Genomic DNA, 21,282 nt, shown 5'->3' on the forward strand with positions numbered 1-21,282 from the left:
AAACTAAAATGATGTTTGTTTTGTTAGAATTTAAAATTGGATAAGTGGAAAATTCACATTAAAAAGAACTATATACCTAAAAATTACAATTAACTTTATGATTTATTTAACATTTTAATAACATACTATAAATTGTCCTAATTGTCATTAAGCTTAGTTTTTGTTTCTTTTTAATTTGTTAAATGTAATAAATGAGTGTTTATTTTATTCTATTAATAATAAAATAATAGTTTTATTTTGTTATGTGTAAAAACATTAATATTGTTAGTTAAACTATTGAAAATAAGTTAATATGGTAGAATTTTATTAATATTGCTGTTAAATTTTTACGATGAAAAAATGTGTAAAAAGAACAAAGTTATTTGGGGGAATATTTTGTCTTAATTTACATTATCCCTTATTGTTTTTACTGCTAATAAACAGTGTTAATGCAAAAACGATATTACCAGATAATTTTAGCAATACTACTTTAGATAAAGTTGTAAAAAAAGCTTTACCAGGACCTTATGTTTTTACCGAAGAAGAACAATTAGACATAGAGTATCAAACAAAAAAGAGTTATAATGTAACTTTTGGTTTAGATAAATCTATTTCTATTAATACTAATTTAGACTTTACAGATTCAGATGGAGATGGCATAGATGATGAAAATGACTTAGATTCTGATAACGATGGTATTTTAGATTCTATAGAAGGTAAATGTGATTCTATTTTAATACCAGGAGACAATGCACATGAAATTACAGATGAAAATAATGTAGAAGATGAAGATTATGCAATTAATGGTAATGAAAATAATCATGCATTATTTAATAATAGTAATGACTATTTAATTGTAGAATTAAGAGAGAATAGTGCTATTGTAGAAGCAGGAACCATAATTAATATTTTAGCAAGAATAACGAATACTAGCAGTATAATGTATGTTAGTGAGTCTTTAGATGGAACAAATTTTACAAATCAAATTGAATTTACACCTGAAAATACAAGTGATTATGAAGATTATGAATATACTCTATTAACTAATGCGACTCATATTAAAGTGGGGTTTAATAAAAGTGGCAGTAGTAGTTTAAGAGTAGCAAATATTAGTTATCCAGATTTTTATTCTTCAGATTGTAGTATTAGAGACACAGATAATGATGGTGTGCCAGATTATTTAGATTTAGATTCTGATAACGATGGTATTTACGATATTGTAGAAGCGGGTGGTTCAGATACAGATAAAGATGGTTTAGTAGATGATTCCGCAGATTTAGATGGAGACGGTTTGGCAGATATTTATGATGATAGCTGTACAAATACAGTTTCTATAGGGTATGCTACTTCGGTTTCAGAAACGTCCATAAATTTTTCAAATACTACAAATGCTCTTGGAGAACCAGGTACTACGTATGCACAATCTATAAGTGGTAATGGTAAGTTATATTTAGGTTTTTCAGAAACAATACCAGCAAATACAACATTAAAAATTTATATGGGATTAACTACTAGTTATAATAATTATAACAGAAATGTAGGTATAAGACAAAGTGATTCTAATGGTACTAGTTTGTCAAATTATACAAATATTTTTGTTTCAGGAACTGGTCCAACTGCATATTCATATACAACAGATAGTAGTACAAATAATTATATTTTAATAGATGACTTCAGTAATTCAGGAGTCCTTGTTTATGGAATAAGTTATGATACAAGTTCTTCAGGTGGTTCATCAACCTCAGATTGTTCAGGTACATTATTAACACCAAGAGAAACTACAAGCGGCATTCCAGATTATATAAATAGAGATTCTGATGGAGATGGTTGTTTCGATGTTGCAGAAGCTGGTTTTACAGATGCAAATGCAGATGGAGAAATAGATGGTACAGGTTATGATAGTTATGGAGTTGTACAAGTTAGCAATAGTGGTGATGGTTATTCAGGTACAACACCAGCGGTAATAGATAGTACAGATAACTCCGCTTGTTATGAGTTTATAGATAGTGATAATGATGGGGTAGAAGACGCTATAGATCTGGATGATGATAATGATGGTATTTACGATACCGAAGAAGGATATTGTAATACAACTACTGCGGCATCTACTGGTTGGAATAGTTCAGACACTTATGGTTTTAATTTTACCGAAACTAACCTTAGTGGAACCTCTGTAGACCTAACATTTAACGCAACCTATAATGGTGGATCTGTAAATACTACAGGTGGGCAAGATTCTGGAGTTTATGATGATGGAGATGGTCTTTTATACAGAATTGGTTGGGAAGATTTTTATGACGATGACCCTACAGAAAATGCAAAATTTAAATTCTCTTTTTCAGAAGAAGTAATACTTACTCAATTTATTGTAAAAGATGTAGATAGGGATCCCACTTATTTCGATCCAATTAAGTTTTCTGCCAAAGATATTAACGGAAATGATGTAGATTTAACTATTAACACAGGTTCTAGTATTAAAATAAGTTCAGACGGTAATGGTGTATATTATTCAGAAGAAGATGAAAATAATGAAGATAATGATGAGGATTTTTGGATTACCATAAGTAGTACCGTACCAATTATAGAATTTACAGTAATAGCACTACCAATAGAAGAAGCTTCTTTAACTCCAGATGGGGAGGTTCCACCAAGTACCTCAAGAATAATTTTTTCTGATGTAGTTGTTGCATTATGTGAAAGCCTAGATACAGATGAAGATGGAGTTCCAGATTATTTAGACTTAGATGCAGATGATGATGGTTGTAATGACGTTTTAGAAGCAGGTTTTACAGATACGGATGGAGACGGACAAATAGATGGAAACGATACTGTAGATGAAGATGGAGTTGTACAAGAAAGCGATGGTTATACAGGTACAAATTCAAGCGTAACAGACAGTTCTGTAAAAAGTTGTAGTGAAACAATTGATACAGATAATGATGGCATACCAGATAGTACAGATTTAGACGATGATAATGATGGTATTTTAGATACTGATGAAATGCAAAATTGTGAAATAAATAGTTTTGCCACAACAGTAGATGCATTTTGGTCTTTGGATAATAATACCAATGATATTTCTGGTAATGGTAAAAATGCACAAGGTGGTAATGCACCAAGCTTTTCCACAGACGCTGTACAGGGTACTCATTCAGCAAGTTTTGATGGTAGTTCTAATCAAATAATATATAGTCAAGGTAATGGTTTTATGGAGTTAGACTATTTAGCAATAAGTTTTTCTGCATGGATTAAGCCAGATAATTTAAATGGTAATAGAATTATTTACGAAGAAGGTGGTGGTACTAATGGTTCTGCTTTATGGTTAAATAATAATATACTTACTTATAGCACAAGAAATGGTACTATTCAAAAGAATGTAGCACATCCTACTGCAGTTGTTTCAGATACTTGGCAGCATGTAGCAGTTACTTTTAATGCGGGTATTTTAACAGTATATCTAAACGGAGTTCCAGAGAGTATAGATTACAGCTCAGAATATGAGTCTATTGGAAATCATTCTAATGATGGTGGTCTTGGAGGTCCTCTTGGAGGTGCAACAGCAGCAGATGTTACTGGGTTTTATTCAGGTTTAATGGATGCTGCAAGATATGCTTTAGCAGTTTGGTCTGCAGAAGACATTGCTACAGAAGCTATCCGTTGTGATTTTGATGGAGATGGAGTACCAAACCATTTAGATTTAGATTCAGACAACGATGGTATTTATGATATTGTAGAAGCTGGCGGTTTAGATGATGATAATGATGGTAAGGCAGATGATTATGTAGATACAAATAATGATGGAGTATCAGATAATTTATGTTCAGGCGGAGTAATAAATGCAGTCAATTCAACGGTAACTCAAGGTTCTTTTACCAACCCAAGTAATGCTACAGGTGCAACAGGTTTGTCAGATACACAAGCAGCTGTTTCTACTAGAGATAGCAGTGGTGATCCTGATGATCATTTATTATTTGATTTAGGACAAGTGATTCCAGTGGGTACAAATATAACGATATATGCGGGTAGAATAAGTGGAGGTGATCAAACTGTTAATATAATTGAATCAGATGTTAATGGAAATTGGCAAGGTGGATCGGGGCATTTATATTCTTTTACCGTTAACTCTTCAACTCCAATAAGTGGTTATTCAACAACTACTGAATATGATACACAATATATAAGATTAGATATATATTGGGATGATGTTCAAATTTTTGGTATCGAGGTAGATACAGGAGAAGGTAGTAGTTGTACAGGTGTAGGATTAACACCAACAGAAACCACAAGCGGTACACCAGATTTTTTAAATACAAATTCTGATGGAGACGCTTGTTTTGATGTTATAGAAGCAGGTTTTACAGATGCAGATGGAGATGGCCAAATAGACGGAAACGGAACAGTAGATACAAACGGAGTTGTACAAAATAGCGATGGTTATACAGGTACAACTGATGAGGTAACCAATAGTGCTATTGCTTATTGTGATGATACAGACACAGATAAAGATGGTATTATAGATAGCATTGATATTGATGATGATAATGATGGTATTTTAGATGTAGATGAAACTTATGAAGATTTTGATGGAGATGGCATACCCAACCATTTAGATTTAGATTCTGATAACGATGGTATTTACGATTTGTTAGAAGCCGGTGGTTTAGATGAAGATAACAATGGTATTGTAGATGATTTAACAGATTTAGATAACGATGGTTTAGCAGATATTTATGATGCTAGTTGTTCAGATTCATCTACTGGTACAATAATTAATGCAACATCAGTAACATCAGCGTCTACTTTTACAAATCCTTCTAACGCTGTTGGAGATCCTGGTACTAGTTATGCTTTGTCTGGTAGCGGTACTTCTAACTTAGTTTTAAACCTAGGGCAAGTAATTGCAGAAAATTCTACCATAACCATTTATGCATCTAATACAAATGGAGGAAGTAGTAATATAGATACTTATCACTCTAATGCTAATGGTACAAATGGTTTAGCAATAGCTACCGTTAGTGTTTCTGGTAGTACAAAAACAGCTTATACAATTACTACTCAGAATGAAACCCAGTATTTAAGAATAGCTCATTATAATGGTAATATTCTTAGAATTTATGGTATAGAAGTAGACACTTCTACAAACAATTGTTCTGGTATTGGTTTAACCCCTATAGAAACCACAATCGGTGTACCAAACTATTTAAATTTAGATTCTGATGGAGATGATTGTAATGATGTTATAGAAGCACGTTTTACAGATAGTAACGGAGATGGGAAGAAAGACGGAACTGTAGATGAACACGGAGTTGTGCAAGGTGTAGATGGTTATACAGGTACTTTATCGGCGGTTACTAGTAGTTATTATTCAGAAGCATGTAATACAACAGACACAGATAATGATGGTGTTATAGATACTTTTGATTTAGATGATGACAATGATGGTATTTTAGATGTTGCAGAAAACGGAAATTGTAATATAGAAGATAAAATAGAATTTATAGAGCTATTAAGTGAAGATTTTGGTACGGGTACAGCAAGAGGTTCTAATCCTTATATTGTAAACCATAAATACGATAGCCAAGGAGACATACCCGATGGTTATTACGCGGTAGTTTCTTCACTTTCTGATGGTTTAGCTATTTGGAATAGAACAGAAACTAATGATGATTTAGACGCAAATATAGACCAAGATTCTGGTCCAGATGGAGGTAGTAATACTGGTAGATATTTGTCTATTAATTTAGGTAATGATGCTGATAATGTTGCATTTTACAGACGAACATTAAATGATTTAACCGTTGGTGCAGATTATCGATTTAGGGTAGATGTAGCAGGTTTATGTACAGGTGATAATTGTAGCGATGTGCCCGAATTTAGATTAGAAATACAAGATAGCACTACTGGAGATGTTATAGAGGTAATAGAATCTAGTGATTTAGAAGGAGATAATGCGGTGGCAAATGATGATATTTGGAGAAGAATTGTGCTAAACTTTACTGCAGATAGATCTACTATAGATGTAGTTATTATTAATGATCAGCCAAATGGAATTTCTGGTAATGACTTTGGTGTAGATAATATTGTTTTTGGTGTACTACAATGTACTAGCGAATCTATAGATAACGACAACGATGGTATTATTAATAGTCTAGATTTAGATTCAGATAATGATGGAATACCAGATGTAATAGAAGCTGGTGGTGTAGATGCAGATAATGATGGAAAAGCAGACGGAGATGTAGGTACAACAATTACAACAGAAGGTGTACCTAGCAGTGCAGGTACAGATGGCTTGGGTGTTATTGCTCCTATAGATTCAGACAATGATGGTATATCAAATTATTTAGATTTAGATGCGGATAATGATGGTATACCAGACATAGTAGAAGCAGGAGGAGTAGATACAGACGGTAATGGTTTGGTAGATGATATTGATGGTGATAATTACGGAATATTAGAAAACGATACAGATGAAGATGGTTTAGATGATTTATATGATGCTAATAATGGAGGCAATAATATTACTAACCCAGATACCGATGGAGATGGAATACCAGATTATATCGATTTAGATTCTGATAATGATGGAATTCCTGATGTTGTAGAAGCAGGAGGTACAGACACTAACGGAGATGGTAGAGTAGATTCTTACTTTGGTGATGATGGAGATGGTTTTAATGACATAGATGGAGATGGTTTTATTGATGTTGTAGATGGTGATGTTGGTAATGATGGTGATTCTGAAAATATAGACAATGCTTTACTTGTTACAGGTAATGATGATAATGATGATGGTATTCCTGATAGCTATCCAAATGGAGATTTTGATGGAGACGGAATCTTAAATCAATTAGATTTAGATTCAGATAACGATGGTATTTTAGATGCAATAGAAGCAGGTGGAACAGATGAAGATAGAGATGGAGAAGCCGATGATTTTGTAGATGATGATAATGACGGATTTAACGATAATGTAGACGGAGATCCTACAAACTCGTTACCAGCAGGAGATGATACTGCAGGAGATAACACAGCTAATGCATTAATTGTTACAGGTGCTGATTCAGATTTTAATGGAGAGCCAAATAGTTATCCTAACGGGGATTTTGATAATGATGGTAACCTAAACTTCTTAGATATTGATGCAGATGATGATGGTATACCAGATAATATAGAAGGGCAACCTACAATAGGGTATATTCCTCCTTCTGGAGTAATTATTACCGACGAAAATAATAACGGAGTAGATGATAATTATGAAAACGGAACTACGTTAGGTTTAGATGTTGTTGATACAGATTCTGATGGAACTCCTGATTATTTAGATGCAGACTCAGATAATGATGGAATTTTAGATATCGAAGAAAATGGAGATACAGAAAATACTGCTTCTGGGGATGATTCTGATGGAGATGGATTAGATGATGCTTTTGATGATAATGATGATTTAGAAACACAAGGTTTTACAGTTAATGATGGTTTATCACCAAATAATACGGTTAGTGATATTGATTCTTTGATAAACTCTTTTGGAGATGAAGACAATGACGCAACAACAATTGGTGATTTAGATTACAGAGATGCTTTAGATACAGACCAAGATGGTATTCCAGATAATATAGATATAGACGATGATAATGATGGAATCTTAGACACAGAAGAAGGTTGTGGAGAGTTAATTGTTAATGGTAGTTTTGAATTGCAAGACTTTTCGGATGAAACAGAGTTTCCAGGTGGTTTTACAGATGCTTCAGGTACGTTTATAGGTACAAATTATAATACAAATACATTAACAGGTTGGACTTATACTCAAAATTTAGATGGTTGGATTGGTGATCAATCACCTAGTTGGTCGAATGAAGTTACTTACGCAAGTGCTTATCATGGTAATCAATATATAGATGTTATAGGTAATAACGATCAAACAGGTGGAGTAAGTAATGTGCTTTCTCAAACTATTAATACCATTCCAGGTAACAGTTATACCATTTCTTTTTATTGGGGAGAAGATGTAGGGCATGAAGTAGGACAAGATGTTACTTTAGATATTAATGTTTTAGACTCCTCAGATACAGCTATTTTAAATGAAACTTTAACAGGAATAGCAGAGGGGAATATAAATGGGGTTGTTGGTCCGAAAAAGTGGTATTATTTTTCTGATACTTTTGTAGCTACTACAACAGAATCTACAGTACAGTTTATAGGTACACCTCCTTCTACTGGGTCACTTGGAGCAGGAGTTGATTTAGATTATGTAAGTGTAACATCTACTACGTGTAGAGATACAGACGAAGATGGTATTCCAGATAGTTTAGATTTAGATTCCGATAACGATGGTATTCCAGATAATATAGAGGCGCAGTCAACTGTGGGGTACATTGCTCCTACTGGTATTGATACAGATAATGATGGTTTAGATGATGCATATGATACAACACCTGATGGAGATGAGTTTGGTACAGGTTCTTTAGGATTATCTCCTGTTAATACAGATGAAACTGCAACCGAAGGTTCTGATACAGTGCCAGATTATTTGGATACAGATTCTGATGGTGACGGTTTGTATGACATAGAAGAATCAGGTGAGAACTTAGATTCTGATAGTAATGGAATGGTTACTGGTAATGTAGGTGTTAATGGGTTAGTTGATGAAATAGAAACAAATAATATAGATCAAGGATATACAGATGTAAATGGAGGGTATGATGATACTCAAATAGATAATTTTGATGATGAAGATGAAGATGTATTAACTTTTGGAGATGTAGATTATAGAGATACTACACTAGACGGTGTACCGATGATTACACAAGTATATCAGTATGGGTCAGAAAGATGGATTGAAGTTACTAATATTAGTGAAGACTATAGTATTCCTGGAAATCTAATTAACATTCTATTATACAATTCAAAAACAGAAGATCAAACAGATGTAAAACCAGATGTAAGTTATACAATAGCAGAAGAATTAGAAGTTGGGCAATCTGTGATTATAGGAAGAGGAGACAATGAGATAACAAATTATAATGAAAATGCTGTTTTCGTAGAAAATGATGACTTAACAAATATAGAAGGTGCAGATGATATCATTATTTTATCTAGAACAATAGACTCTACATCTTATGCTAATAGATATGATATAGTAGAGTCATTTTCTAATAATAGTTCTTATGTAAGAATTGATGAAACACTATTGCCAAATAAAGATTATGACCCAGATGAATGGGTAGTATTTATTGATGATTTAATTCAAACTTATTCAATCATAGGAGATGAAGAGGATTCATCGTCAGAAAAAAGGCATCCAGAAGCACCATTAATTTCAGAAATACAAAGTTCAGAAAATGAAGCTAATACTTTATTAGGGTTACATAGAATAGATATTACTAGAAGAACTGGTACATCTTGGTCTAATGGTTATCCAGATAGATCTCGTTTTGTAGTAATAGAAGAAGATTTTAATGGAGATTTAAGATTCAGTGCAAGAAAATTAACTGTTAATGCAGGCAGTAAATTAGGGGTTTCAGATAATTTATTGGTAGTTACTAATGATATTGTTCTAGATGGAGAAATCAGATTGATTAGTTCAGACGACACCAATAAAGCACAATTAGTACAAACACACACTTTAGAAAGTAAAATATCTGGAAATGGAAAATTATTGATAGATCAAAACTCAGAAGTACCAAGTTTATATCGATACAATTATATGAGTTCTCCTGTTTCAAATACAAGTTCAGAACCAAGTTATTCTTTAGAATCTGTTTTTAGAGATGGTACAGAACCTCTTGCTTTTAGTGGTGTTATCGGTTCAGATGTCGCAAAAGAAATTAATTTTATTGGCGGTTATGATGGAGATACATTAACATCACCTATATCTTTAGCAGATTACTGGGTGTATAGCTTTGCACCTAGTGCAGAAGGGCGTTCTAATTGGGCACATAAATATAGTGATGGTGTTATTGGAAGAGGAGAAGGATTTATTTTTAAAGGACCAGGAAGAGCACAGAATTATACTTTTTTAGGGGCTCCAAATGATGGAAACTTTACTACACCTGAAGAAATTGGAGGAGATGAAGAATATTTAATAGGTAACCCGTTTGCATCAGCTTTAAATGCTCGTAAGTTTATAGAGGATAATGAGGAATCTTTAACTGGATCTCTATATTTCTGGGAACATCACGAAAGTGCAATAGGAGAAACAGCAGGAACAATTGATGGGCATACTTATAGTGGATATGTTGGTGGATATGCAGTAATAACTTCTCCTATGACTTTATCAGCAGTAGGTACCTCTGAAGATTATCAAGGGATTGCTGGTATAGGTGATGGAGAATATCAAACACCAGGTCCTTACATTGCAATAGGACAAGGGTTTATGGTTGTTGGTGATTCTGATGGTGGAACTATTGAATTTAATAATAGCCAAAGAGCATATATAGAAGAAGGTGATGGTGTTTCTGTATTCTTTAAATCGGCAGAAACAAATACTAAAAGTGAAGCCAAAACAACTGTAAATTTATTGCCAATTATTAAATTAGGTTTTGATTTCAAAAATGATGAAGATTTACAATTACATCGCCAGATAGGGATTTCCTTTAGTTCTAAAAATTCATTTGAGTTTGATAAAGGCTATGATACAGAAATTTTTGACGAAGGAGTTACAGATATTTATTGGAAATTTTCTACAGATGAAGCAAAATATATAATTGCAGGTGTGCAAGAAATTTCAGCAGATTTAGAAGTTCCTCTAACAATTGTAATGGATCATTCAGGAGAAATTAACTTAATGATTGATGAATTACAAAATGTACCTAATGATGTATTTATAACAGATAAATTAACAAGTACATCATATAATATTAAAGAGTCTTTAATTACTTTAACTTTAGAAGCAGGAGAATATACAGATCGTTTTGTTCTTGGATTTAAAGAAGTTGAAAGTAGTTTAGGTGTAGATGATTCAATTTTAGGTAGTAACGTATCTGTGTTTTTAGATAATGATAGTAAAGAAATAGTGATAAATAATACAAGTAACTTAGAACTTAAAAGTATAAAGTTATTTAATCTTTTAGGTCAAAAAGTAGATCAGTGGTCAGATCTAGAGCAAGAAAATAAAGAAATTAGATTAAGAACAAGTAACTTATCAAACACTGTTTATATTGTTAATATAGAAACGGAAAAAGGAAAAGTCTCTAGAAAAATAGTAATAGAATAATTTAAAAAGCGAAAAAATTTAAAAGCCTATTAATTTTATTATAAAATTAATAGGCTTTTTTTTATGCCTTAAAATTAAAATTTATAAATTTTAATAGAGATTTCTGTATTTTCGTTATAGAAATATTTTTTTAAAGTTGAATTTAAATTACCCAATAACATATATTAAAGGAATTAGTGTACAAAGAGCAGCGCTTATGTATACAGAATTGGGTATAAAAACTTGTAACGATTTATTAAATTTTTTTCCTTTTCGGTATATAGATAAAACTGCTTTTTACGCCATTAAAGATTTACAAGCTAATACATCAGAAGTACAAATTGTAGGTAAAGTTACACGGGTAAAGTCCGTAGCTCAAAAAAGAGGAAGTAGGTTGGTAGCAACGTTCCAAGACCCTACAGGAACAATGGAATTAGTTTGGTTTAAAGGCCAGAAATGGATTAAAGATTCTTTAAAAATTAACGAACCTTATGTGGTTTATGGTAAATTAAACCATTACAATGGTAATTTTAGCATTCCGCACCCAGAAATGGAATTGGTAAAAGACTACAAGAAGAAGTTGCAAACTAAAATGCAACCTGTCTATCCATCTACAGAAAAATTACTAAATTCTGGTGTTTCTAATAAATTGATGCGTGGATATGTTCAGAATTTATTACAACAGTTTTTTGAGGTTATAGAAGAAAGTTTATCACAAGAAATTATTGATAATTTTAAATTGATGTCTAAACGACAATCTTTATTAAATGCACATTTCCCTAAAAGTCAAGAAAATTTAGCAAAAGCACAAAATCGTTTAAAATTTGAAGAATTATTTTTTATTCAACTGCAATTATTAAGAAAGAAACTCATCAATAAAACAAAAATTAAAGGCTTTGTTTTTGAAAACGTATCCGATTACTTTAATGATTTTTACCGTAATCATTTGCCTTTTGATTTAACAAATGCTCAAAAAAGAGTATTAAAAGAGATTAGAAAAGATGTAGCTTCTGGTGAGCATATGAATCGTTTGTTGCAAGGAGATGTAGGTTCTGGTAAAACTATTGTAGCATTACTAACCATGCTTCTAGCAATAGACAACGGTTTCCAAGCAACAATAATGGCGCCAACAGAAATTTTAGCAACGCAACATTATCACGCAATATCAGAAATGGTAAAAGACATGAATATAAATGTTGATTTACTAACAGGTTCTGTAAAAACGAAAAAACGAAGAGAAATTCATGCTAATTTAGAAGACGGAACCTTACATGTTTTAATAGGTACACACGCTTTGTTAGAGGATAAAGTACAGTTTAGTAATCTTGGTATTGCTATTATTGATGAGCAACACAGGTTTGGAGTTGCACAAAGAGCTAAATTATGGTCTAAAAATACTTTACCACCACATATTTTGGTAATGACCGCAACCCCTATACCTAGAACTTTGGCAATGTCTGTTTATGGAGATTTAGATATTTCTGTAATTGATGAGTTACCACCTGGAAGAAAAGAAGTAAAAACGGTGCATCGCTTTGATAGTAATCGTTTGTCAGTTTTTAAATTTATGAAAGATGAAATTGATAAAGGAAGACAAGTATATATTGTATATCCTTTAATTCAAGAATCTGAAGCCATGGATTATAAAGATTTAATGGATGGTTATGAGAGTGTTTCGCGCGAATTTCCTTCACCAAAATATCAAATCAGTATAGTACACGGGCAAATGAAACCTGCGGATAAAGAATACGAAATGCAGCGTTTTGTAAAAGGCGAAACTCAAATTATGGTTGCCACAACCGTAATAGAAGTAGGGGTAAATGTACCAAATGCCAGTGTAATGATTATAGAAAGTTCAGAACGATTTGGTTTATCACAATTGCATCAATTAAGAGGACGCGTTGGGCGAGGAGCAGACCAAAGTTATTGTATTTTACTCTCTAGTTATAAATTATCTGAAGAAGGAAAAACACGTTTAAAAACTATGGTTGATACTACGGATGGATTTAAAATTGCTGAGGTAGATTTAAAATTACGAGGACCAGGAAATTTAATGGGTACACAGCAAAGTGGAGTTTTAAATTTAAAAATAGCTGATGTTGTAAAAGATTCTAAAATTTTAGTAGCAGCCAGAAATACTGCAATTGATGTTTTGCAAGAAGATGGCAATTTATCCAAACCAGAAAACGTAGTGATTAAAAAAGCTTATTTAGCATTGTCTAAAGATTCTAAAATTTGGTCTAATATCAGTTAAAAATTAATTTTAAGATTTTACGGCAATATTTTTATTGAATAGATTCATAACTCTATGTAAGAATTATGTTAAATCTCTCTATTTAAATTCTTAGAATTCTGTTTTTTTGCATGTATCACTGTATTTTAACTAATAGATGTATATCTTTGTAAGAATAATAAAAAATTAAAATAAGTTAAAAAATGAAAAAACCTACTATCGGATTTATCGGTCTTGGCCTTATGGGAGCAAATATGGTTGAAAACCTACAAAAAAGAGGTTATGAATTAACAGTAATGGATCTTAATAAAGATGCAGTTGCAACTGTTATTGCTCGTGGTAATGCTACAGAAGCAGCTTCACCAAAAGAATTAGCAGAAAAAAGTGATATCGTAATGTTTTGCTTAACTACTTCTGCAGTTGTAGAAAAGATCGTTTATGGAGAAGAAGGTATTTTAGCAGGTATAAAAGAAGGTGCTGTTTTAATTGATTTTGGAACTTCGATACCTGCATCAACTAAAAAAATTGGTAAAGATCTTGCAGAAAAAGGTGCTGGTATGATTGACGCTCCTTTAGGACGTACTCCTGCTCATGCAAAAGATGGTTTATTAAATATTATGGCAGCTGGTGATAAAGAAACTTTTGAAAAAGTAAAGCCAGTTTTAGATGAACAAGGAGAAAATGTATTTCATTTAGGTGCTTTAGGAGCAGGACATACAACTAAGTTGATTAATAATTTTATGGGAATGACTACTGTTGTAGCAATGTCTCAGGCTTTTGCTGCCGCTAAATTAGCAGGTGTAGATGGTCAACAACTTTTTGATATCATGTCATCAGGTCCATCAAATTCTCCATTTATGAAATTTTGTAAGCATTACGCTGTAGATAACGTAAGTGATTTAGGTTTTTCTATTGCAAATGCAAATAAAGATTTAGGATATTTTGTACAAATGATGGATGATTTAGGTACAGTTTCTGATATTGCAAAAGCTACTTCTGGTAATTTACAGACAGCTTTAGATGCAGGTATGGGACAAGGTAATGTGCCAGAAATTTATGATTATTTTACAGAGTTAAAAAAATAATTATATTTTTTTAGTTTTTAGAAAGACTAAAAATTAATATTATAAAAACACAAGTACTTTTAAAGTGCTTGTGTTTTTTTATTTTATACTTTTTTTAAAGTAATTATTAATTTGTCTTTTTAAGTAAAATTAAATAATAAAAAGAAAAGCAAATACCAATTGTTACCATTGCAACTCCTATTAGTAGAGGAGAGTTGTAGGCAAAACCATAAGTAATTGGTAATCCTCCAAAAAATGCACCCATTGTGTTACCTAAATTAAAACTAGATTGACCTCCTGCTGCTGCCATACTTTCTGATCCTTTAGCAGAATCTATTAGAAGCATTTGTATAGGAGAAGAACAACTAAAACCAGCAATACCGGTAGTAAAAGCCATTAAATAACTCATAAAAGGTATGTGAGCTGTAAAATAAATTATTATCAAACAAACTAACATAAATATAAAACAAACAATTACTGTTTTTTGAGGAGTAATTATGTCTGCTAATTTACCACCTAGTAAATTTCCTATAATCATACCTAAACCAACTAAAACCATTATAAACGGAATTCCGTCTTCACTAACTTTTGTGATTTCTGTCATTAAAGGAGCTATATAACTTAACCATGCAAATAAACCACCAGTTCCTATAGAAATCATAGTAATAATTATCCAAGCTTTTTTAGTTTTAAAATAAGCCAATTGACTTTTTTTACTAACTTCTGTAAGCGGTTGCATTTTAGGAATCCAGAAGTAGATAGAAAGCATTGATAATAAACCAAAAAGACTTATTAGTAGGTATGTATATCTCCAAGAAAAATGATGACCAACGTAAGTGCCTAAAGGTACTCCAATAAGGTTAGCAACCGTCATACCAGTAACCATAATGGCAATTGCTTGTGCTTTTTTACCATCTTCTGCAAAACTTGCTGCAACTACAGAACCTACACCAAAAAATGCTCCGTGAGGCAAACCAGCCATAAATCTGGAAATTAGCAAGACAATATATACAGGAGAAATAGCAAATAAACCATTAAAAACAGCAAATAATAACATCAGAAAAATTAATACTTTTCTTGGTGAGTATTTTGCTGTAAATAGCACTAAAATAGGAGAACCTATAACAACACCTAATGCATATAAAGAGATTAAATGACCTGCAGAAGGAATATCAATATTTAAGTCTTTTGCAATGTCGGGTAAAATACCCATCATTGTAAATTCTGTCATTCCTATAGCAAATGTTCCTAATGCTAATGATAATAAATTTTTCTTAATCATAAATTTTTTAATTACCTTTTAGGTTGTACAAAAGTACTGTTTGTATTGTTTCTGAGTAATATCTAATTGTGAAGATTTATTTAAAATCAATAAATATTTTAAATTTTGCAACATTGCCAAAAATGTATCGTCTTTAGTGTAAGAAAGTTTCAATGAAATCAACCAAACAAATACATCAACCAATCATTGATCAATGCAAGAATAACTGTCAGAAATCGCAAATGCAGTTGTATAATTTGTATTGTAAAGCTATGTTTTTAGTGGCTTATAGATATGTAAAAGATCGGTTTTTGGCAGAAGATGTAATGCAAGATGCATTTATAAAAGCGTTTAAGAATATTAAAAATTATAAAAACGAAGTTGCTTTTGGTGCTTGGTTAAAGCGGATTGTTATCAACCAAAGTATCGATCAATTAAAGAAAAATAAGCTAGAATTAGTTAGCATAAATGAAGAGGTAATTGGTAAAGTAGAAGAAAGTGATTGGCATGTAGAAAGTATCATTTCTGTTGATGAAATTGTAAATACAATTAATAACTTAAAAGAAAAATACAGATTGGTTTTAACGTTGTATTTGTTAGAAGGTTTTGATCATCAAGAAATTGCAGAAGTATTACAAATTACAGAAAACACCTCTAGAACACATTTGTTAAGAGGAAAAAATTTATTGAAAGAAGAATTAAAAAATACGAGTTATGCAGAAGGATATTAGAGATTTAGTAAAAGATTATAAAGAAGAAGGTGTAGAGTTATCTACAAATCATATCAATAAGTTTGAAGCATTGTTACAACAAGAAATGCATCAACCAAAACAAAAAAAGAAAAATTACAAATGGCTGTCTATTGCAGCTTCAGTTGTATTATTAATTAGTTTGGCAGTTAAGTTTTATCCTTCTAAAAATATAGAAACTCCTATTAAAATAGAAAGTAAACCTGTACAAAAAGAAATAAGTTTAGGTAGTATTTCACCAGAATTTAACACCATAGAAAGTTATTATACCAACAGTATTAATTTAGAAATTAGTCAGTTAGACTTATCGGAAGAAAATAAAGATATTGTTGATGGTTATTTACTAAAAATAGCAGAATTAACACAAGAATACAAATCGTTAACCAAAGAGCTCAATACAAATGGGGTTAATGATACTACAATAGATGCATTAATTGGTAATTTACAATTACGCTTACAGCTGTTACAACGCTTGAAAAAGCAACTAAAACAACTTAAAAATTTAAACACAAAACAAAATGAAACACAAGTTATATAAAAAAGCAATCATGCTTTTTGCTATTGGTCTTATAACCAACACATTTTCACAAAAGTTTGATAAAAAGTATTTAGAAAACTTTACTGTAAACAAAGATGTAGAAGTAGTAATTAACGCTTCTAATACAGAAATTAATGTTACAAATTGGGATAAAAATGAAGTGCAAATAGAAGCTTTTATTGAAGTTGAAGGCTTGTCTAAGGAAGAAGCAGAAAAATATTTTAAAAACTGGAATTTCGAAGCTTTAGGAAATAAAGCAAAAGTAAAAATTACTTCTTTAGGAAATCATTCTACCCATTTAAGAAATGATTTTATTATTCATGAAAATATAGATTTTGAAATGCCAGATATTCAACTGCCCGATTTTGATTCTATTGTAATTCCTAATATAAATTTTGACTTTGATTTTGACTTCGACTTTGATTTTGATTTCGACTTCGATTTTGATGAAATTGAAAAAAATATGTATGAAGATGATGATTTTTCTTTTGAATGGAATCATGATGGTGAAAATATTTCTATAAAATCTAAAGAAGAATGGGAAGCTTTTAAGAAAACAAAAAAGTACAAAGAGCTTAAAGAAAAAATGTCTTTTGATAAAGAAAAAATGCAAAAGCAATTGGAATTATCAAAAATTAAAATGAAAGAAGGTTTAGAAAGAGCAAAAATTCAGATTAAAAAAATAGATAAAGAACAAATTAAAAAGCAATTAGAAAAAGCAAAAATAGAATTTCAAAAAATAGACAAAGAGGAAATTAAGAGGAGTTTAGCAGAGGCCAAAAAACAGATTATGGAAATGAGAATGGATTTTAATTCTAACTCAGATGACGTAATTATAAACGGAAAAAAAATAAACATAAAAAAACGCTTAGAAATTAAAGTGCCTAAGAATGCAATTTTCAATTTAAATACACGTCATTCTAAAGTAAAACTGCCAAAAATAGTAGCTTCTGGTAATGTAAAATATGGTTCTTTTAATGTTGATAACTTAACAGGAGGAAGGTTAAATATCGACTTCTCTAAAGTAACAATTAATGATTTAAACGGTTGTACTTTATTTTTAAACAATGTAATTGATGCTAAAATAGCATCAATTACAAATTCAGAATTGGTTAATAATTCATCAGGATTAAAAGTTACTAATATAAATGAGAACGTTAAGGTTATTAATAAGTTTGGCGAATTAAAAATATTAAATATTATACCTAATTATCAAACTTTTACTTTGAATCTAAATAATGCTGAAGCAGAATTAAATTTATCCGCAGCAAATAGTAATTTAAAAATAAAGGCAGATAATATTATAGTTTCTGATAAAGCCGAAAAGAATAAAAAAATATTAATATTTAATGGCTCTATAAATACCTATGATAATAGCACTTTTAATATTAAAGGAGAAAATAGTAAGCTAACCGTAAAAAGAGAAATTTTATAGCTAAAAAACTACTTTTAAATTTACCAAACTTCTAACAAATTCCATTTCGCTATTCTTTATAAAGTGTCTATCTTTATCCCTTGTAAATAGTCAATTTTTTTAATGGAACTGTACAAAGAAAATCAGCTTAAAGTATACAACTCTTTAACCAAGAAAAAAGAGGATTTTAAATCGATAACAGAAGGATACGTAGGCATGTATGTCTGCGGACCAACCGTATATAGCAACGCCCATTTAGGTAACGTAAGAACCTTTATGTTTTTTGATGTTGTGTATAGATATTTATTACACTTAGGTTATAAAGTACGTTATGTACGTAACATAACAGATGCGGGTCATTTAGAAAATGATGCAGATGAAGGTGAAGATAAAATTGCTGTAAAAGCACGTTTAGAACAAATAGAACCTATGGAAGTTGTACAACGTTATACTGTAGATTTTCATGATGTTTTAAAAAATTACAACTTTTTACCACCAAGTATAGAGCCAACTGCAACAGGGCATATTGTAGAGCAAATAGAAATGATTAAAGAAATCATAGAAAAAGGATTTGCGTATGAGGTAAATGGTTCTGTGTATTTTGATGTACACGAATACAATAAAAAAGAAAATTACGGAATTTTATCTGGTAGAAAAGTAGAAGATCTATTAAATAATACAAGAACTTTAGACGGACAATCAGACAAGAAAAATCCGCAAGATTTTGCACTTTGGAAAAAAGCTGATGAAAAACATATTATGCGTTGGCCTTCTCCTTGGTCAGATGGTTTTCCTGGTTGGCATTTAGAGTGTTCTGTGATGAGTACAAAGTATTTAGGAGAAAATTTTGACATTCACGGTGGCGGAATGGATTTAAAATTCCCACATCACGAATGCGAAATTGCACAATCTCAAACATGTAGTGGTGTAACTCCTGTTAATTATTGGATGCACACAAATATGCTTTTATTAAATAGCCAAAGAATGTCTAAATCTACGGGTAATTTTATTCTTCCGAATGAAATTTTATCAGGAGAAAACGATATTTTACCAAAAGCATTTTCTGCAAGTGTTGTTCGTTTTTTTAACATGCAAGCAAATTACAGAAGTATTTTAGATTTTTCTGGTGAAGCTTTAGAAGCTTCGGAAAAAGGACACGCTAAATTAATGGAAGCCGTTACTTTTTTAGATAAAATAGAAGCTAAAAAAACATCTACTTTTAATGTTGATTCTTGGAAAAAAGATTGCTACGCAGCCATGAATGATGACTTTAATACACCAATTTTAGTATCTCATTTGTTTGAAGCTGTAAAAGTGATCAATCAAATTAAAGAAAATAAAGCAAGTTTAACTGCGGATGATTTAGCAACATTTACAGCAACTATAAATGCATTTGTTTTTGATGTTTTAGGGTTGATGAGTGAAAATTCTCAAGACAATTCGGAAAAGATAAATGGAGTCGTAGAGTTGCTAATCAAATTAAGAAAAGAAGCCAGAGAAAACAAAGATTGGGCTTTGTCAGATCAAATTAGAGATGAATTAGTTGAGTTAGGTATTCAATTAAAAGACGGTAAAGAAGGAACAAGTTTTTCAATAAATTAGTTTGAAAAAAATACTATCATATCCATTTATTTTCTTGGTAAGGTTTTACCAAGTAGCCATATCACCATTTACACCGGCCAGTTGTAGATACAGTCCAACCTGTTCTCATTATACAATTGAAGCTTTGCAAAAACATGGTTTTTTTACTGGAGGATGGATGGCATTAAAAAGAATATTTAGTTGTCATCCCTGGGGAGGAAGTGGTTATGATCCTGTTCCGGATAAAAAAGAATAATAATTGTTGTCTCTAACATTACTAGTATTAAAATGTATTTTGATAAAAGTTTTGAGAGGTTTTTTATAATATATTAATAGAGGTCTCGACTATGCTCAGGCCAAACATAGAATTTTAAAAATATGAGTTTTTTAGCAATAGAGTGGAATCCATCAATAGGTCTAGATCTAGGTTTTTTTGTTGTACGTTGGTACAGTTTAATGTTTGTAGCTGCATTTTTATTGGGTTTAAGACTCATGAAAAAAATTTATATAGAAGATAAAATTCCTGCAGAAAAATTAGATACTCTTTTTATGTATGTATTTGTTTCTATGTTAGTTGGTATGCGTTTAGGGGATGTTTTCTTTTATAGTTGGGATTATTATCAAGATCATTTATTAGAAATTATTTTACCATTTAAACAAATAAATGGTTCTTGGAAGTTTACAGGTTTTACAGGGTTTGCAAGTCATGGTGCTGCAATTGCAATACCAATAGCAATGTATTTTTATGCTAAAAAACATTTACAAAAACCTTGGTTGTTTATTTTAGATAGATTAGCTATTATGGTAGCTTTAGCAGGTTTTTTTATCCGTTTCGGTAATTTTTTCAATTCAGAAATATACGGTAAAGAAACTGGTTCTAATTTTGGAGTTATATTTAAAGCAGCAGGAGAAACTGCTCCAAGACATCCAACACAACTATATGAAGCATTTAGTTATTTAGTTTTGTTTTTTGTAATGTGGTATTTATTTTGGAAAACAGATAAAAAAGAACATACTGGTTTTCTTTTCGGTTTGTTTATGGTAGTTCTTTGGTCTTTACGTTTCTTTATAGAGTTTTTAAAAGAAGCACAAGTAGATGGACGTGAAGATTGGGTTTTTAACTCTTTAAATACAGGACAAGTTTTAAGTATTCCTCTAGTTATAATAGGTGTCTGGCTAATGATTAGAAACCAAAATAAATTCATGGAAAGTTAAAAATTTGTTAATTAATTTAAAAACTGCTATATTTATGATGTAATTAAAAAG

At 31.1% G+C, this 21,282-nt stretch carries 10 protein-coding genes; 9 read left to right on the forward strand and 1 reads right to left on the reverse strand.

The genetic code is table 11. The annotated features are described in order from the left end of the window. The first annotated feature begins 400 nt into the window (after positions 1-400). The 3 genes from ACJJVY_RS01590 to ACJJVY_RS01600 all read left to right on the forward strand — a co-directional run bounded on the left by ACJJVY_RS01590 (position 401) and on the right by ACJJVY_RS01600 (position 14,494). Positions 401-11,197, forward strand: a complete 10,797-nt coding sequence (locus ACJJVY_RS01590) for a LamG-like jellyroll fold domain-containing protein (RefSeq protein WP_405604456.1) — start codon at positions 401-403, stop codon at positions 11,195-11,197. Between the two features lie 136 nt (positions 11,198-11,333). Further along, positions 11,334-13,430 (forward strand): ATP-dependent DNA helicase RecG, encoded by a 2,097-nt coding sequence (gene recG / locus ACJJVY_RS01595; RefSeq protein WP_405604458.1) that lies wholly within the window; start codon positions 11,334-11,336, stop codon positions 13,428-13,430. Between the two features lie 182 nt (positions 13,431-13,612). Next, complete coding sequence (locus ACJJVY_RS01600; protein ID WP_405604460.1) at positions 13,613-14,494, forward strand: NAD(P)-dependent oxidoreductase; 882 nt, start codon at positions 13,613-13,615, stop codon at positions 14,492-14,494. A gap of 106 nt (positions 14,495-14,600) precedes the next feature. Here ACJJVY_RS01600 and ACJJVY_RS01605 read toward each other — a convergent pair whose 3' ends face one another. Next, entirely contained in the window at positions 14,601-15,752 is a 1,152-nt protein-coding gene (locus tag ACJJVY_RS01605) for an MFS transporter (protein WP_405611540.1), read from the reverse strand. Between the two features lie 155 nt (positions 15,753-15,907). Here ACJJVY_RS01605 and ACJJVY_RS01610 point away from each other — a divergent pair, with 155 nt between their 5' ends. The 6 genes from ACJJVY_RS01610 (at position 15,908) to lgt (ending at position 21,231) form a co-directional block, all read left to right on the forward strand. Next, complete coding sequence (locus tag ACJJVY_RS01610) at positions 15,908-16,465, forward strand: RNA polymerase sigma factor (protein WP_405604463.1); 558 nt, start codon at positions 15,908-15,910, stop codon at positions 16,463-16,465. After that, a complete protein-coding gene (locus ACJJVY_RS01615) occupies positions 16,449-17,021 on the forward strand; it encodes a hypothetical protein (RefSeq protein WP_405604465.1) in 573 nt (190 codons plus the stop codon). The genes ACJJVY_RS01610 and ACJJVY_RS01615 overlap by 17 nt, the downstream gene beginning before the upstream one ends. Next, positions 17,002-18,456 (forward strand): hypothetical protein, encoded by a 1,455-nt coding sequence (locus ACJJVY_RS01620; protein ID WP_405604467.1) that lies wholly within the window; start codon positions 17,002-17,004, stop codon positions 18,454-18,456. The genes ACJJVY_RS01615 and ACJJVY_RS01620 overlap by 20 nt, the downstream gene beginning before the upstream one ends. A 102-nt stretch (positions 18,457-18,558) precedes the next feature. Next, the gene (cysS, locus tag ACJJVY_RS01625; protein ID WP_405604469.1) at positions 18,559-20,037 is read left to right on the forward strand and encodes a cysteine--tRNA ligase; all 1,479 of its coding nucleotides are present in this window, start codon (positions 18,559-18,561) and stop codon (positions 20,035-20,037) included. Between the two features lies 1 nt (position 20,038). Continuing rightward, complete coding sequence (gene yidD, locus ACJJVY_RS01630; protein ID WP_405604471.1) at positions 20,039-20,272, forward strand: membrane protein insertion efficiency factor YidD; 234 nt, start codon at positions 20,039-20,041, stop codon at positions 20,270-20,272. A 122-nt stretch (positions 20,273-20,394) separates the two neighbouring features. Continuing rightward, entirely contained in the window at positions 20,395-21,231 is an 837-nt protein-coding gene (lgt, locus tag ACJJVY_RS01635; RefSeq protein ID WP_405604473.1) for a prolipoprotein diacylglyceryl transferase, read from the forward strand. Positions 21,232-21,282 lie beyond the last annotated feature (51 nt).

It is taken from the genome of Polaribacter sp. Asnod1-A03 (assembly GCF_045063585.1).
GTDB lineage: Bacteria > Bacteroidota > Bacteroidia > Flavobacteriales > Flavobacteriaceae > Polaribacter.